Source organism: Serratia sp. TSA_105.2, from assembly GCF_052692115.1.
In genome coordinates this window covers 43,599-59,552 of the sequence record NZ_JBQZFT010000008.1, presented here as the reverse complement: position 1 = coordinate 59,552, position 15,954 = coordinate 43,599, and the positions used below count along the sequence as shown (strand labels likewise).

The window sequence follows — 15,954 nt, the reverse complement described above, 5'->3', positions numbered from 1 at the left end:
AAAGCAAAATCGGGCGGCAGCCGTTCCCTGCCGCACACAGATACGCAACACAGGGGTAATTACGATGAGAAAAACTACCGCAGTCACCACCACCGTCTCCGCGCTCTGTCTCACCGTGCTGTGCGGTCTGGCTCAGGCGGCCGATCTGCCGCAGACGCTGGGCAAAGGCGAAGGCCGGCTGGATATCATCGCCTGGCCCGGTTACATCGAACGCGGCCAGTCCGACAAAAACTACGACTGGGTCACCCAGTTTGAAAAGCAAACCGGCTGCGCGGTGAACGTGAAGACCGCCGCCACCTCCGATGAAATGGTCAGCCTGATGGCCAAGGGCGGCTACGATCTGGTGACCGCCTCCGGCGACGCCTCGCTGCGCCTGATCTTCGGCAAGCGGGTGCAGCCGATCAATACCGCGCTGATCCCGAACTGGAAGAACATCGATCCGCGCCTGCTGAACGGCGCCTGGTACACCGTGGACGGCAAAACCTACGGCACGCCGTACCAGTGGGGGCCGAACCTGCTGATGTACAACACCAAAACCTTCCCGACGCCGCCGGACAGCTGGGCGGTGATCTTCCAGCAGCAGAATCTGCCGGACGGCAAGAGCAATCAGGGCCGCGTGCAGGCTTACGACGGCCCGATCTACATCGCCGATGCGGCGCTGTTCCTGAAGGCCACCCAGCCGCAGCTCGGCATCAGCGATCCTTACCAGCTCAACGAAGAGCAGTATCAGGCGGCGCTGAAGCTGCTGCGCAGCCAGCACGCGCTGATCCACCGCTACTGGCACGACACCTCGGTGCAGATGAGCGACTTTAAAAACGAAGGCGTGGTGGCCTCCAGCGCCTGGCCGTATCAGGCCAATGCCCTGAAGGGAGAGGGGCAGCCGATCGCCACCGTGTTCCCGAAAGAGGGCGTGACCGGCTGGGCGGACACCACCATGCTGCATGCCGACGCCAAACACCCGAGCTGCGCCTACCAGTGGATGAACTGGTCGCTGGAGCCGAAGGTGCAGGGCGACGTGGCGGCCTGGTTCGGGTCGGTGCCGGCGTCACCGGCGGGCTGCAAGGCCAGCGCGCTGCTGGGTGAGAAGGGCTGCGAAACCAACGGCTTCAACCAGTTCGACAAAATCGCCTTCTGGAAAACGCCGCAGGCGCAGGGCGGCAAGTTCGTGCCGTACAGCCGCTGGACCCAGGACTACATCGCCATCATGGGCGGCCGCTAAGCCGCGGGGCGCAGCCCGCTGCGCCCGAACTACATCAGTATGGAGCACAGAAAATGACCATTGCCGTGCAATTCATCGATGTTTCGCGGACTTTCGGCGATGTTCGCGCCGTGGATCGGGTATCCATCGACATTCAGGACGGGGAATTCTTCTCCATGCTCGGGCCGTCCGGCTCGGGCAAAACCACCTGCCTGCGCCTGATCGCCGGCTTTGAACAGCTCTCTTCCGGCTCGATTCGCATCCACGGCCAGGAAGCCGCCAACCTGCCGCCGTATCAGCGCGACGTGAACACCGTGTTTCAGGATTACGCGCTGTTCCCGCACATGTCGGTGCTGGAAAACGTCGCCTACGGCCTGATGGTGAAGGGCGTCGCCAAACGCGAGCGGCTGTCGCGGGCGCAAGAGGCGCTGGAGAGCGTGGCGCTTGGTTTCGTTGCCGAACGCAAGCCGGCGCACCTGTCGGGCGGCCAGCGGCAGCGCGTGGCGTTGGCGCGCGCGCTGGTCAATCGGCCGCGGGTGCTGCTGTTGGACGAACCGCTCGGCGCGCTGGATCTCAAGCTGCGTGAGCAGATGCAGGGCGAGCTGAAGAAGCTGCAGCGCCAGCTGGGCATCACCTTTATCTTCGTCACCCACGATCAAAGCGAAGCGCTGTCGATGTCCGATCGGGTGGCGGTGTTCAATAACGGCCGCATCGAACAGGTGGATACGCCGCGCGAGCTTTACATGCGGCCGAAGACGCCGTTCGTCGCCGAGTTCGTCGGCACCTCCAACGTGGTGCGCAGCGAGCTGGCGCAGCGCCTGCTCGGCGAAAGCCGGACCTTCTCGATCCGGCCGGAACATATCCGCCTGCTGGAGCACGGCGGCGCGGCGCAGGACGAGATCCAGGTACAGGGCACGCTGCAGGAAATCCATTACCAGGGCGCGGCCACGCGGTATGAAATCGCGCTGAACGGCGGCGAAAAGCTGCTGGTCAGTCAGGCCAATCCGCAGTGGATCGCCGAAGGGCAACAGCGGCAGATCGGCCAGCCGATCGTCGCCTGCTGGCCGCGCGCGGCGATGGTGCCGCTGCTGGAGGAGAGGTGAGATGGACATGAGCATCGATTCCCCCTCGGCGCGCGGCGGTACCGTGCGCGCGCTGTCGACCTGGCTTTATCGCCGGCCGACGCTGTATCTGCTTTTGCTGCTGGTGCCGCCGCTGCTGTGGTTTGGCGCGGTGTACCTCGGTTCGCTGCTGACGCTGCTGTGGCAAGGGTTTTACACCTTCGACGATTTCACCATGGCGGTGACGCCGGATCTGACCTTCGCTAACCTGGCGGCGCTGTTCAACCCGGCCAACTACGACATCATCCTGCGCACGCTGACCATGGCGGTGCTGGTGTCGCTGGCCAGCGCGGCGCTGGCGTTCCCGATCGCCTATTACATGGCGCGCTACACCAGCGGCCGCGTCAAGGCGTTCTTTTACATCGCGGTGATGATGCCGATGTGGGCCAGCTATATCGTTAAAGCCTATGCCTGGACCCTGCTGCTGGCGAAAGACGGCGTGGCGCAGTGGTTCCTGCAGCACCTGGGGCTGGAGCCGCTGCTGGCTTCGCTGCTGACGGTGCCCGGCGTCGGCGGCAACACGCTGTCGACCTCGGGGCTGGGGCGTTTCCTGGTGTTCGTCTATATCTGGCTGCCGTTCATGATCCTGCCGATCCAGGCGGCGCTGGAGCGCCTGCCGCCTTCGCTGCTGCATGCCTCGGCGGATCTGGGCGCCCGACCGGCGCAGACCTTCCGCCACGTCATTTTGCCGCTGGCGGTGCCGGGCATCGCCGCCGGGTCGATCTTCACCTTCTCGCTGACGCTGGGCGACTTTATCGTGCCGCAACTGGTGGGGCCGCCGGGCTATTTCATCGGCAGCATGGTGTACGCCCAACAGGGTGCGATCGGCAATATGCCGATGGCCGCGGCCTTTACGCTGGTGCCGATCGTCCTGATCGCCATTTATCTTTCCATCGTCAAACGTCTGGGGGCTTTCGATGCACTTTGAACGCGCGCCCTTAGGGCTGAAGCTGGCCGCCTGGGGCGGACTGATCTTCCTGCATTTTCCGTTGGCGATCATCGCCATCTACGCCTTCAACACCGAGGATGCCGCTTTCAGCTTCCCGCCGAAGGGCTTCACGCTGCACTGGTTCAACGTTGCCGCCGGGCGGCAGGATATCCTCGATGCGGTGCTGCTGTCGGCGCAGATCGCCTGCCTGGCGACCGCCATCGCGCTGGTGCTCGGTACCCTGGCGGCGGCAGCGCTGTATCGGCGCGATTTCTTCGGCAAGGACAGCATTTCGCTGCTGTTGCTGCTGCCGATCGCGCTGCCGGGGATCGTCACCGGTCTGGCGCTGCTGGCCGCCTTCAAGGCGCTGAACATCGAGCCGGGCATCCTGACCATCGTCGTCGGCCATGCGACGTTCTGCGTGGTGATCGTGTTCAACAACGTCATCGCCCGGTTCCGCCGCACCTCGTACAGCCTGATCGAAGCGTCGATGGATCTCGGCGCCGACGGCTGGCAAACCTTCCGTTACGTGATCTTGCCGAACCTCGGCTCGGCGCTGCTGGCCGGGGGCATGCTGGCGTTCGCGCTGTCGTTCGATGAAATCATCGTGACTACCTTTACCGCCGGCCACGAGCGCACGCTGCCGCTGTGGCTGCTGAACCAACTCGGTCGCCCGCGCGACGTGCCGATCACCAACGTGGTGGCGCTGTCGGTAATGCTGTTAACCATGCTGCCGATCCTCGGCGCTTACTACCTGACCAAAGGTGGGGAAAGCGTCGCCGGCAGCGGCAAATAATTTCCTTACCCGACCTCTGATAAAAGGATAACCCTATGCAAAGCCAACTGTTGATTGACGGCCACCTGGTGAATGGCCAGGGCGCGACCCAGCCGGTGTATAACCCGGCGACCGGCGAAGTGATCGCGCAGGTGGCGGAGGCCAGCCCGGAGCAGGTCGATCGCGCGGTGCTGGCGGCGGACGCCGCGTTCGCCGCCTGGGGGCAAACCACGCCGAAGGCGCGTGCCGAGCATCTGCTCAAGCTGGCGGATTTGATCGACGAGCATGCCGAGACCTTCGCCAGGCTGGAATCGCTCAACTGCGGCAAGCCTTATCACTGCGTGTTGAACGACGAACTGCCGGCGGTGGCCGACGTGTTTCGCTTCTTCGCCGGGGCCAGCCGCTGCCTGACCGGCATGGCGGCCGGCGAGTATCTGGCCGGGCATACCTCGATGATCCGCCGCGATCCGCTCGGCGTGGTGGCCTCGATCGCGCCGTGGAACTACCCGCTGATGATGGCGGCCTGGAAACTGGCGCCGGCGCTGGCGGCGGGCAACTGCGTGGTGATCAAGCCGTCGGAGCAGACGCCGCTGACCACCTTTAAACTGGCCGAACTGGCCGCCGGGCTGTTCCCGCCGGGCGTGCTCAACGTGCTGTTCGGCCGCGGCACAAGCGTCGGCGATCGGCTGACCGGGCATGACAAGGTGCGCATGGTGTCGCTGACCGGCTCGATCGCCACCGGCGAGCACATCATCGCCCACACCGCCGCCGGCATTAAGCGCACCCATATGGAGCTGGGCGGCAAGGCACCGGTGCTGGTGTTCGACGATGCCGATCTGCAGCAGGTGGTGGACGGCATTCGCGGCTTCGGTTTCTACAACGCCGGGCAGGATTGCACCGCCGCCTGCCGCATCTACGCGCAGAAAAGCATTTATCCCGAGCTGGTGAAGCGGCTGGGCGAGGCGGTGGCCAGCCTGAAGATCGGTGCGCCGGACGACGAGAGCACCGAGCTGGGGCCATTGATTACCGCCCAGCATCTGGAGCGGGTCGCCGGTTTTGTCGAGCGCGCCAAAGCGTTGCCGCACGTGCAGGTGGTGACCGGCGGCGAGAAGGTGAAAGGGCCGGGTTACTACTTCCAGCCGACGCTGCTGGCCGGCGCGCGCCAGGAGGATGAGATCGTGCAGCGCGAGGTGTTCGGCCCGGTGGTGACGGTGACGCCGTTCGACGACGAAGAGCAGGTGCTGGCCTGGGCGAACGAATCCAACTACGGGCTGGCGTCGTCCGTGTGGACCCGTGACGTGGGCCGCGCGCATCGCTTGAGCGCCCGCCTGCAATACGGCTGCACCTGGGTGAACACCCACTTCATGCTGGTGAGCGAAATGCCGCACGGCGGCCAGAAACTGTCCGGCTACGGCAAGGACATGTCGATGTACGGGCTGGAGGATTACACCGCCATTCGTCATGTGATGTTCAAACATTGATTTTACAATAATTATCCGCACAATAGCGCGGCCTTCGGGCCGGCCCCGGCCGGCCGATGATAATAAAAATTGAAAGGAAGCCTATATGGGTATCACCCGACGCGATTTTCTCAACGGGGTGGCGATCACCATCGCCGCCGGGTTGACGCCGCTGCAAATCTTGCGCGCGTCGCCGCAAACCGCCAATCAAACCCTGTACTACCCGCCGGCGCTGACCGGGCTGCGGGGCAACCATCCGGGCTCGTTCGAGCATGCGCACCAGCTGGGGCGCGACGGTAAAACCTTTGATTTCGGCAGCGTGCCCGCCGTTGAAGAGTTCGATCTGGTGGTGGTCGGCGCCGGCATCAGTGGGCTGGCGGCCGCCTGCTTCTGGCAGCAGCTGAAAGGCGAGCAGCAGCGCATTTTGCTGATCGACAACCATGACGACTTCGGCGGCCACGCCAAGCGCAACGAATTCAACACCGACGACGGCATGCTGCTCGGCTACGGCGGCAGCGAATCGCTGCAGTCGCCGCGCTCCAACTTCAGCCCGGTGGCGATGGGGCTGCTGCGCAAGCTCGGCGTCGATATCGATCGGCTGGAGCAGGCGTTTGACACTACCTTCTACCCGGATCTGAACCTGAGCCGCGGGGTTTACTTCGATCGCAAGAACTTCGGCGTCGACAAGGTGGTGAGCGGCGATCCGGGCCGCACGGTGGCAGACGACATTCCGCGCGATCGTCTCAACGGCCGCTCTTATGAAGCGTTCATCGGTGATTTCCCGCTGCCGGAAAGCGATCGCCAGGCGCTGATCGCACTGCATACGGTGGAGAAAGATTATCTGCCGGAGATGACGCTGGAGCAGAAGGTCGAGTGGCTCGATACCCACAGCTACACCCAGTTCCTGCGCGAGAAGGTGGGCCTGAGCGAGTTGGCGATCCGTTATTTCCAGCAGACCACCAACGATTTCCAGGCGGTGGGCATCGACGGCACGTCGTGCAGCGATGCGCGCATCTGCGATCTGCCGGGCCTTGGCGGCATGAATCTGCCGCCGCTGGACGAAGAGTCGCAGGCGGATCTCGACGATCCTTACGTGTTCCACTTCCCGGACGGCAACGCCACGCTGACGCGCCTGATGGTGCGCAAGCTGATCCCGGCGGTGGCGCCGGCCGGCAAAGACATGAACGACGTGGTGCTGGCCAAATTCGACTACAGCCAGCTCGATCGGCCGGAGTCGCCGGTGAAGCTGCGTTTGAACAGCACCGGGCTGCACGCGGCCAACGTTGGCGACAAGGTGGAAGTCACCTACATGACCGGCGAGAAGATGACCAAAGTGCGCGCCGGGCAGGTGGTGATGGCCGGCTATAACATGATGATCCCGTACCTGGTGCCGGAGATGTCGCATGAGCAGCAGGAGGCGCTGAAGCAGAACGTCAAGGCGCCGCTGGTATACAGCAAGGTGGTGATCCGCAACTGGCAGCCGTTCATCAAGTTGGGCGTGCACGAGATCTATTCGCCGGCCGCGCCGTACAGCCGCGTGAAGCTGGACTACCCGGTGAGCATGGGCGGGTATCAGCACCCGCGCGATCCGGACCGGCCGATCGGCCTGCATATGGTGTACGTGCCGACGCTGCCGGGCAGCGGCCTCAGCCCGCGCGAGCAGTCGCGCAAAGGGCGCGCGCTGCTGCTGGGCACGCCGTTCGAGGTGCATGAGCAGATGATCCGCGAACAGCTGCAGGGCATGCTGGGCGACGCCGGTTTCGATCATCAGCGCGACATTCAGGCGATCACCGTCAACCGTTGGTCGCACGGTTACTCCTACTTCCTTAACGGGCTGTTCGACGACGAAGACGAGGCCAAGAAAATCATCGAAACGGCGCGGCAGCCGATCGGCAAGATCGTTATCGCCAACTCCGATTCCGACTGGAGCCCGTACGCCAACTCGGCGATCGATCAGGCGTGGCGCGCGGTGAACGAACTGGCCTACGGCAAGGTTGCCGCCAAGGAGGGAGCATGAGTCTGCGTTCGCTGTACCTGTTGAGCCTGCTGGCGGCCGGCGGCTCGGCCCAGGCGATGTCGGCCGGGGAATACGTCGCCAAGGCCGGTGACTGCACCGCCTGCCACACCGCGCCGGGCGGCGCTGAACTGGCGGGAGGCATGAAGTTCCCGACGCCGCTCGGGGCTATCTACGCCACCAACATTACGCCGGACAAGCTGCACGGCATCGGCGCCTATTCGTTCGAAGAGTTCGATCGCGCCATGCGCCAGGGGGTAGCCAAAGACGGTCACCGGCTCTACCCGGCGATGCCGTACACCTCGTACGCCAAAATGAGCGCGGAAGACATGCGCGCGCTGTATGACTATCTGATGAATGAAGTGCCGGCGCAGAACGTCGCCAACCGTGACAGCGACATCAGCTGGCCGCTGTCGATGCGCTGGCCGCTGGCGGTGTGGAACCAGCTGTTCCACGACGACCAGCCGTATCAGGCAGATCCGCAGCAAAGCGCCGAGTGGAACCGCGGCGCCTACCTGGTGCAGGGCGCGGGCCATTGCGGCAGCTGTCACACGCCGCGCGGCTGGGCGATGCAGGAGAAGGGGCTGGACGGTAAGGAGCCGGTGTTCCTGAGCGGCGCCGAGCTGGACGGCTGGTACGCCTCCAATCTGCGCGGCCTGCCGCCGGAAGAGGTGACGGCGCTGCTGAAAACCGGCCGCAGCCGCCATGCGGCGGTCGCCGGGCCGATGAGCGAGGTGGTGACCCACAGTACGCAGTATCTCAGCGACGGCGATCTGAACGCCATCGCGGTGTACCTGCGCAGCCTGGCGCCGGAAACCGGCGCCAAAGCCGCTGCGCCTGCCGTGCAGGGGGATAACCCGGGCGGCAAGGCGACCTATGCGATGTACTGCTCGACCTGCCACGGCAATAAGGGGGAGGGCACCGATTTTGCCATTCCGGCGCTGGCGGGCAATGCCACGGTAACGGCGGACAATCCGCTGACCGCGCTGCGGGTAGTGCTGGAGGGGGCGCATACGCCGATCACGCAGCAGGCGATGGCGTTTGACATGCCGGCTTACGGCTGGGCGTTGAACGATCGACAGGCGGCGGATCTGATGAGCTATCTGCGGGGAAGCTGGGGCAACCAGGCGGCGCCGGTGACCGTGCAGCAGGTGCAAGACGCGCGTCAGCTGCAGGCGAAATGAAGGGGGAGCGCGGCTTGACGGCCGCGCTCCGCAAGCATTACAGCACCTTATGCGGGCCGAAGCATTCGTAGTGGATGCGTTCGGCCTCTACGCCCATTTCCAGCAGCTGTTTGCCCACGAACTGCATGAAGGCCACCGGGCCGCAAAAGTAATAGTGCATCTGCGGATCGGCCAGGCTACCTTGCAGCGCGCTCAAATCCATCAATCCGCGGCTGTGATAGTCGCGGCCTTCCACGTCATCGGCACCCGGCTCGCGGTACCACACATGGCGGCTCAGATTCGGCATGCGCCCGGCAATATCCGCCACCTCATCGGCAAAGGCGTGCACGCTGCCGTTTTCCGCCGCGTGCAGCCAGTGGACCTGCGCCTGATGCTGGTTGTCGTGCAGGGTGTTGAGCATGCCGAGCATCGGGGTTTGGCCGACGCCGGCGGAGATCAGCGCCACCGGCGTGGTCGGCGCCACGTCGAGGAAGAAGTCGCCGTGCGGCGGGGCGATGTAGATCACGTCGCCTTCCTGTGCCTGCTGGTGCAGGTAGTTGGACACTTTACCCTGATCTTCACGCTTGACCGCGATGCGGTAGAACTCGCCGTTCGGCGAGGTGGTCAGCGAGTACTGGCGAATTTCCTGATGTTCCAGGCTGTCGTGCTTGATGTAGACCGCCAGGTATTGCCCCGGTTTGAAGTCCGCCACCCGGCCGCCGTCCACCGGTGCCAGCACGAAGCTGCAGATCACGTCGCTCTGCGGCTGTTTCTTCAGGATGCGGAACGCGCGCAGATCGCGCCAGCCGCCGTTGTCGGTTTCGCTCTGCTGATAAATCTGCTCTTCACGCTGGATAAATACGTTGGCCAGCACGCCGTAGGCTTTGCCCCAGGCGTCCAGGACTTCCTGACCCGGGCTGAACATTTCGTCCAGCGTCGCCAGCAGGTGACCGCCGACGATGTTGTACTGCTCCGGCTGGATATTGAAGCTGGTGTGCTTCTGCGCGATGCGCTCCACCGCCGGCAGCAGCGCCGCCAGGTTCTCGATGTTGGCGGCATAGGCGCAGATGGCGTCGAACAGCGCCTGACGCTGATCGCCGTTGCGCTGGTTGCTCATGTTGAAAATGTCTTTCAATTCCGGGTTGTGCGCGAACATGCGATCGTAAAAGTGGGCGGTCAGCTTCGGCCCGGTCGCAGCCAGCAGGGGAAGGGTGGATTTCACGGTGGCGATGGTTTGGCTATCCAGCATGGAAGCGCTCCTTGGGTTGGGATCTTGACGATAATTGTAATGATGTATTTTAAATGCATCTTATTGGGTTCCGCGTCGCTTGTAAATACCCTTGTTTTCGTTGCGGTGTTCTTCGGGCGTCGATCGCGCTCACAGAACATGAAAAAAGCGCATCGTTCGCATGAGGAAATGTCCGTTGATAAACGGCGGTATTTATCGGATCAAAGCCTTGCGCCACCTTATGCCAATCGTTTGCGTAAAAACCTCTGTCAAGACCTATCTTCGGTGGGGCGAAACGGTTTACACTGTGGCCCAGAACCCAAACGGGTAGTTATTTGGTGATTTTTTAGTTAGCTGATTTAAGTCAGGAGATGCCGGATGTTAAAGCGTGAAATGAACATTGCCGATTACGATGCGGAACTGTGGCGTGCCATGGAGCAGGAAGTGGTGCGTCAGGAAGAGCACATCGAGCTGATCGCGTCTGAGAACTACACCAGCCCGCGCGTGATGCAGGCTCAGGGTTCCCAGCTGACCAACAAATACGCTGAAGGCTATCCGGGCAAGCGTTACTACGGCGGCTGCGAATACGTGGATATCGTTGAGCAGCTGGCTATCGATCGCGCCAAAGAATTGTTCGGCGCCGATTACGCCAACGTGCAGCCGCACTCCGGCTCCCAGGCGAACTTCGCCGTGTACACCGCGCTGCTGCAGCCGGGCGACACCATTCTGGGCATGAACCTGGCGCACGGCGGCCACCTGACCCACGGTTCCCCGGTCAACCTGTCCGGCAAACTGTATAACGTGGTGCCTTACGGCATCGACGACAAAGGCCAAATCGACTATGACGATCTGGCCAAGCAGGCGCAAACCCACAAGCCGAAAATGATCATCGGCGGTTTCTCCGCTTACTCCGGCGTGGTTGACTGGGCCAAAATGCGCGAAATCGCCGACAGCATCGGCGCTTACCTGTTCGTCGACATGGCGCACGTGGCCGGCCTGATCGCCGCCGGCGTGTACCCGAACCCGGTACCGCACGCGCACATCGTCACCACCACCACCCACAAAACCCTGGCGGGCCCGCGCGGCGGCCTGATCCTGGCGAAGGGCGGCGACGAAGATCTGTACAAAAAGCTGAACTCCGCCGTGTTCCCTGGCGGCCAGGGCGGCCCGCTGATGCACGTGATCGCCGGCAAGGCGGTGGCACTGAAAGAAGCGATGGAGCCTGAGTTCAAGGTTTATCAGCAGCAAGTGGCGGTCAACGCCAAGGCGATGGTGGACGTGTTCCTGCAGCGCGGCTACAAAGTGGTCTCCGGCGGCACCCATAACCACCTGTTCCTGCTGGATCTGGTCGACAAAAACCTGACCGGTAAAGAAGCGGACGCTGCCCTGGGCCGCGCCAACATCACCGTCAACAAAAACAGCGTGCCGAACGATCCTAAGAGCCCGTTCGTCACCTCTGGCGTGCGTATCGGCACCCCGGCCGTCACCCGTCGTGGCTTTAAAGAAGCCGACGTGCGCGAACTGGCCGGTTGGATCTGCGATGTGCTGGACAACATCAACGATGAAGCCACCATTGAACGCACCAAGAAGAAAGTGCTGGATATCTGCGCCCGCCTGCCGGTTTACGCATAATCCCGCTTTCGCCCGACAAAACCCGCTGCGGCGGGTTTTTTTGTGGCCGCTCGCGGCAAACTGTGAGCTGTCTGGCACTCTAACGCATTGAAGTGGAATGAAGATTGCGGGGCGGTGTGAGCTCTGTCAAAGTATTGCCCTCACTCCGGAGGGATCATGGTTCTGCAATCCACGCGTTGGCTCGCGCTCAGTTATTTCACCTACTTCTTTTCCTACGGTATCTTCTTACCGTTCTGGGGCGTGTGGCTGAAAGGCGAGGGCATCGCGCCCGAAACCATCGGCATATTGCTCGGCGCCGGCTTGGTGGCCCGCTTCCTCGGCAGCTTACTGATTGCTCCCCGCGTTAAAGATCCCTCTCATTTAGTCTCCGCCCTGCGCCTGCTGGCGCTGCTGACCCTGGCCTTCGCGGTCGGTTTCTGTTTCGGCAACGGTTGGGGCTGGCTGATGCTGGTGATAGCGGGTTTCAACCTGTTCTTCTCGCCGCTGGTGCCGCTGACCGACGCGCTGGCCGCCACCTGGCAAAAGCAGATCCGCATGGACTACGGCCGGGTGCGGCTGTGGGGCTCGCTGGCGTTCGTCATCGGCTCGGCGCTGACCGGGCAGCTGGTGGCGGTGTGGGGCCATAACGCGATTCTCTACAGCCTGATCTTCAGCGTGTTGGCGATGCTGCTGGGCATGTTGCTGAAGCCGAGCGTCATGCCGCAGGGCGAAGCGCGCACGCACAGCGAAGCCGAGCGCTCGATGTGGGCACTGCTGAAAGAGGGGCCGGTCTGGCGCTTCCTGCTGTGCGTCACGCTGCTGCAGGGGGCGCACGCCGGCTACTATAGCTTCGGCTCCATTTACTGGCAGGAGGCGGGCTATTCGGCCTCGACCATCGGCTATCTGTGGTCGCTCGGCGTGGTGGCGGAGGTGATTATTTTCGCCAGCAGCAACGTGCTGTTCCGCCGCTGGAATGCGCGCAACCTGCTGTTGCTCTCCGCCTGCTGCGGCGTGTTGCGCTGGAGCCTGATGGCCTACAGTACCGAGCTGGGCTGGCTGCTGCTGATCCAGATCCTGCACTGCGGCACCTTCACCGTCTGTCATCTGGCGGCGATGCGCTTTATTGCCGCGCGCCAGGGGCAAGAGGTGATCCGGCTGCAGGCGGTGTATTCGGCGCTGGCGATGGGCGGCGGTATCGCCGTTATGACGGTCATTGCCGGGTTCCTGTTCGAACATTGGCAGGGCGGGGTATTCTGGGTGATGGCGGCGGTCGCGGTGCCGGCCTTGTTCATCCGGCCGCCGGCGGTCAGTGTCAGCCGTTGATTAAGGGGCTTCCAGCAGCGTGCGGATGGCTTGGCGCTGCCGGGTTTCCAGCGGCAGTTCGGTATAGATCAGCGGCGGGTGCGGATCGCTGTGCACCGCCGCATAAGGGGTGATCACCAGCATGACACCCTGCGGCGCGCCGCCGCGCAGATAGTCGCTCAGCGGCAGATACTTGATGTTCAGCGGCAGCAGCGTGAGCTCGCGGATCTGATATTCCACTTCCTCTTCCAGCTGCGGGTTGTCCAGCGTCAGCAGCAGCACCTGTTTTTCCTGCAGCGCGTTGTCCTGCATCAGCCAGGCGCCGAAGCTGATGGCCACCAGGCCCGTCTCCTCGTTGGAAAAATGCACGCCGTACTCCTGCTCCAGCGGTTTCAGCGCTTCCTGCGTGGTGCGCATCAGCCGCGGGTATTTGCGCACCACTTCTTCCAACAGCATATTGTCGATGCCGATGGTGAAACGGCAGCGCTCCAGCGCCGGCGCCAGGTGGGCGAACAGCTGGCTGACCAGCTCCGCCTTGCTGCTGAAGGCCATGCCGGAAAGCTGCTGGAAACGCTCGACCATGCTGTCGATGGCCGCCATCAGCCGCTGTTCTTGCGCGGAGTCGTTGCTGTGGTAGCTGTGATTTTTCAACATGGTAAACGTCAGCGCCAAAAAATCGCGCTCGTCTGCCTGCGGCGGCTGGTTAAACAGCCGGTTGCAGGCCTGATGCAGCCAGGCGGCGGCCTGTTGCTCCGGCTTTTGCCGCAGCCAGTCGCGCTGAACGGCATCGAAACGCGGATGCTGCCGCAGGCGATTTTGCCAGGCGCAGTAGAGCAGATAATGCTGCAGAAATTGGCGGTCGCGCGCGTCAAAGTGGCGGTTGAGCAGCGGCTCGCAGGCATCGATCGCCTCTGCCAGCTCAGACGCCGGGGCGGCATCGGCCGCCAGCGCGTGCCGCAGGCGCGGGGCGAAATCGCCTTCAACGAATTGCGGGCTGCAGCGCAGGGCACGCCGCAGCCAATGGATCAGGCACAGGCGCTGGTCGAGCGCGCTGCCCCGCAGTTGGTAGCCACGATCGGGATCGATGGCGATCTCCAGGTGGTGGAAACGCTGGATTTCACTGGCCACCTCGGCTATATCTTGCCGGGTTATCGGGGGGGCGACGCCGTTGATTCGGCTCAGGGTCTCCAGCTGTAACTCGGGCTCCGGCGTGTACAGCATCAGCAGCAGATGGCAGCGCCGTTGTTGTCCGGAGAGCTCGGGCACGGGAGAGGTGTCCAGGCTCATTATCACCTTCCGGCATAAAAGGTTGCGATTATGCCTAAGCATAGCAAAAGGCTTTGTGGCGGCAGGGTTACCGCGCGGCTTTTACTTCGGCTTACAACTTTCGTCACAAATATCGCCGGGAGAGGCGGGCCGTTCGGCGTTTGTTTGTGTTACGTTATAACAAATACAGGTAAGACAGGATAATGATGAAGTTACGTCGTCTTTTGGCTGCCTTTGGCGCCGTGTTCAGCGCCGGTGCGATCGCGCATCCGCACAGCTTTATCGACATGAACACCACCTTCGTCGCCAAGGACCAGCGGCTGGTCGGCCTGAAAATGGTGTGGGTGATGGATGAAATCACCTCGGCAGATCTGCTCTACGATGCGAAAAACGCCAAGAGCGATTCGGAGGTGTGGAAAAAGCTGGCGGCGGAAGTGATGGCCAACGTGCTGGGGCAGCACTATTTCACCGATCTTTACCGCGACGGCAAACCGGTGAAATACCTGAACTTGCCCAGCGAATATCATCTGTCGCGCCAGGGCAATCAGGCGGTGCTGGAGTTCGTGCTGCCGTTGGCCGAGCCGCAGCCGCTGGTGGGCAAGCCGTTCGAACTTTCTACTTACGATCCGACTTATTTCGTGGACATGACCTATAAAGACCAAAATGCACTGCATCTGCCGCCGGAGATGGCGCAGCTGTGCAGCTACAAGCTGATGACGCCGAAGCCGAATGCGTCGCTGCAGGCCTATGCGCTGTCGCTCGACAAGAACGACTCGCCCGGTGAAGACCTGGCGCTGGGGCAGCAGTTCGCCCAGCGGGTGAGGCTGCAATGTCGTTAAATCTCTCACAACCGACGACGAGCCGACGCCACTGGGCCTTCGGCCTGTGGCCGCTGCTGCCGTTCATGCTGGCGCTGGCGGCCGCCGCGCTGCTGGCGTGGCACTATTGGCCGCAGCTGCTGATGCAGAGCGTGGTGTGGCAAAAAGCGCTGCACCAGCAGATGGCGGGGCTGTTACAGCAGGTGAAGGCCGCGCCGCAGCAGGCCGGGCTGGCGCTGATGCTGTTCAGCCTCGGCTATGGCGTCTTGCATGCGCTCGGCCCCGGCCACGGCAAAGTGGTGATCGCCACCTATCTGGCCACCCATCCGGCGCGGCTGAAAAGCAGCCTGAAGCTGACCTTCGCCGCCTCGCTGGTACAGGGCGGGGTGGCGATCGCGCTGGTCACGCTGATGCTGGTGGTATTGCAGCTCTCTTCGCGCCAGCTGCACCAAAGCAGCTTCTGGCTGGAAAAGGGCAGCTTTATCCTGGTGATGCTGCTTGGCGTGCTACTGAGTTGGCGCGCGCTGAAACGCCTGTTTGCGGCGATCAAGGCGATGCGCCCGGCGCCGGCGCTGCGCATCAACAGCCTGACGCCGCTGGCGGCGGATCATGTGCACAGCGCCAATTGCGGCTGCGGCCACCGGCATCTGCCGAGCGACAGCGAGCTGCAGGCGGGAAGCGACTGGCGCACTCAGGCCGCCATCGTGCTGGCGATGGGCATGCGCCCCTGTTCGGGGGCGATTTTGGTGCTGCTGTTCTCCAAGGTGATCGGCGTGTTCGGCTGGGGAGTGATCTCCGCGCTGGCGATGGCATTCGGCACCTCGTTGACCATCTCGATGCTGGCGCTGCTGGTGCATTACAGCCGCCGGCTGGCGGTGCGCCTCAGCCGTTCGCGCGCGCCCGCCGCCTGGAGCGCGGTGGCCTGGGGGGCGTTGGCGCTGGCCGGCGGCCTGATCCTGTTGGCCGCCGGGCTGTTGCTGTACGTCAGCGCGCAGCCGGAATTCGGCGGTGGCATCCGGCCCTTCTCCCGCTAACGGGCATAAAAAAAGCGCTGCATCGGCAGCGCTTTT

13 protein-coding genes are annotated in these 15,954 nt (G+C 63.1%); 11 read left to right on the top strand and 2 right to left on the bottom strand.

Annotation, left to right across the window (positions count from 1 at the left end; genetic code table 11):
• Positions 1 to 64 precede the first annotated feature (64 nt).
• From ydcS to ACUTSC_RS19990, 7 genes are all read left to right on the top strand, one after another.
• Positions 65 to 1,219: a putative ABC transporter substrate-binding protein YdcS gene (ydcS, locus tag ACUTSC_RS20020; RefSeq protein WP_086580328.1), complete on the top strand. Its 1,155-nt coding sequence runs from the start codon at positions 65 to 67 to the stop codon at positions 1,217 to 1,219.
• A 53-nt stretch (positions 1,220 to 1,272) separates the two neighbouring features.
• A complete protein-coding gene (locus tag ACUTSC_RS20015; protein WP_445653517.1) occupies positions 1,273 to 2,301 on the top strand; it encodes an ABC transporter ATP-binding protein in 1,029 nt (342 codons plus the stop codon).
• A 1-nt stretch (position 2,302) separates the two neighbouring features.
• Positions 2,303 to 3,247: an ABC transporter permease gene (locus ACUTSC_RS20010; protein ID WP_033644105.1), complete on the top strand. Its 945-nt coding sequence runs from the start codon at positions 2,303 to 2,305 to the stop codon at positions 3,245 to 3,247.
• A complete protein-coding gene (locus ACUTSC_RS20005; protein WP_443002961.1) occupies positions 3,237 to 4,043 on the top strand; it encodes an ABC transporter permease in 807 nt (268 codons plus the stop codon). The genes ACUTSC_RS20010 and ACUTSC_RS20005 overlap by 11 nt, the downstream gene beginning before the upstream one ends.
• A 35-nt stretch (positions 4,044 to 4,078) precedes the next feature.
• A complete protein-coding gene (patD, locus tag ACUTSC_RS20000) occupies positions 4,079 to 5,503 on the top strand; it encodes an aminobutyraldehyde dehydrogenase (protein ID WP_197768805.1) in 1,425 nt (474 codons plus the stop codon).
• Between the two features lie 85 nt (positions 5,504 to 5,588).
• On the top strand, positions 5,589 to 7,499 hold the full coding sequence (locus ACUTSC_RS19995; protein ID WP_197768804.1) for an NAD(P)-binding protein: 1,911 nt from the start codon (positions 5,589 to 5,591) through the stop codon (positions 7,497 to 7,499).
• The gene (locus tag ACUTSC_RS19990) at positions 7,496 to 8,680 is read left to right on the top strand and encodes a c-type cytochrome (protein ID WP_197768803.1); all 1,185 of its coding nucleotides are present in this window, start codon (positions 7,496 to 7,498) and stop codon (positions 8,678 to 8,680) included. The genes ACUTSC_RS19995 and ACUTSC_RS19990 overlap by 4 nt, the downstream gene beginning before the upstream one ends.
• 37 nt (positions 8,681 to 8,717) lie before the next feature.
• On the opposite strand, the gene hmpA is transcribed toward ACUTSC_RS19990, so the two are convergent.
• A complete protein-coding gene (gene hmpA, locus ACUTSC_RS19985) occupies positions 8,718 to 9,908 on the bottom strand; it encodes an NO-inducible flavohemoprotein (protein ID WP_197658718.1) in 1,191 nt (396 codons plus the stop codon).
• Between the two features lie 357 nt (positions 9,909 to 10,265).
• On the opposite strand from hmpA, the gene glyA reads away from it, so the two are divergent.
• Together glyA and ACUTSC_RS19975 are read left to right on the top strand one after the other, a co-directional pair.
• Positions 10,266 to 11,519 (top strand): serine hydroxymethyltransferase, encoded by a 1,254-nt coding sequence (glyA, locus tag ACUTSC_RS19980; RefSeq protein ID WP_047570908.1) that lies wholly within the window; start codon positions 10,266 to 10,268, stop codon positions 11,517 to 11,519.
• A gap of 156 nt (positions 11,520 to 11,675) precedes the next feature.
• Positions 11,676 to 12,821, top strand: a complete 1,146-nt coding sequence (locus ACUTSC_RS19975; RefSeq protein WP_445653516.1) for a 3-phenylpropionate MFS transporter — start codon at positions 11,676 to 11,678, stop codon at positions 12,819 to 12,821.
• Here the strand turns inward: ACUTSC_RS19975 and csiE are convergent, their stop codons facing one another.
• Entirely contained in the window at positions 12,822 to 14,087 is a 1,266-nt protein-coding gene (gene csiE / locus ACUTSC_RS19970; RefSeq protein ID WP_197768801.1) for a stationary phase inducible protein CsiE, read from the bottom strand.
• A 182-nt stretch (positions 14,088 to 14,269) separates the two neighbouring features.
• Between csiE and ACUTSC_RS19965 the strand changes: the two genes are divergently transcribed.
• Together ACUTSC_RS19965 and ACUTSC_RS19960 are read left to right on the top strand one after the other, a co-directional pair.
• Positions 14,270 to 14,905 (top strand): DUF1007 family protein, encoded by a 636-nt coding sequence (locus tag ACUTSC_RS19965; RefSeq protein ID WP_197768800.1) that lies wholly within the window; start codon positions 14,270 to 14,272, stop codon positions 14,903 to 14,905.
• Positions 14,896 to 15,918: a nickel/cobalt transporter gene (locus tag ACUTSC_RS19960; RefSeq protein WP_063990542.1), complete on the top strand. Its 1,023-nt coding sequence runs from the start codon at positions 14,896 to 14,898 to the stop codon at positions 15,916 to 15,918. The genes ACUTSC_RS19965 and ACUTSC_RS19960 overlap by 10 nt, the downstream gene beginning before the upstream one ends.
• Positions 15,919 to 15,954 lie beyond the last annotated feature (36 nt).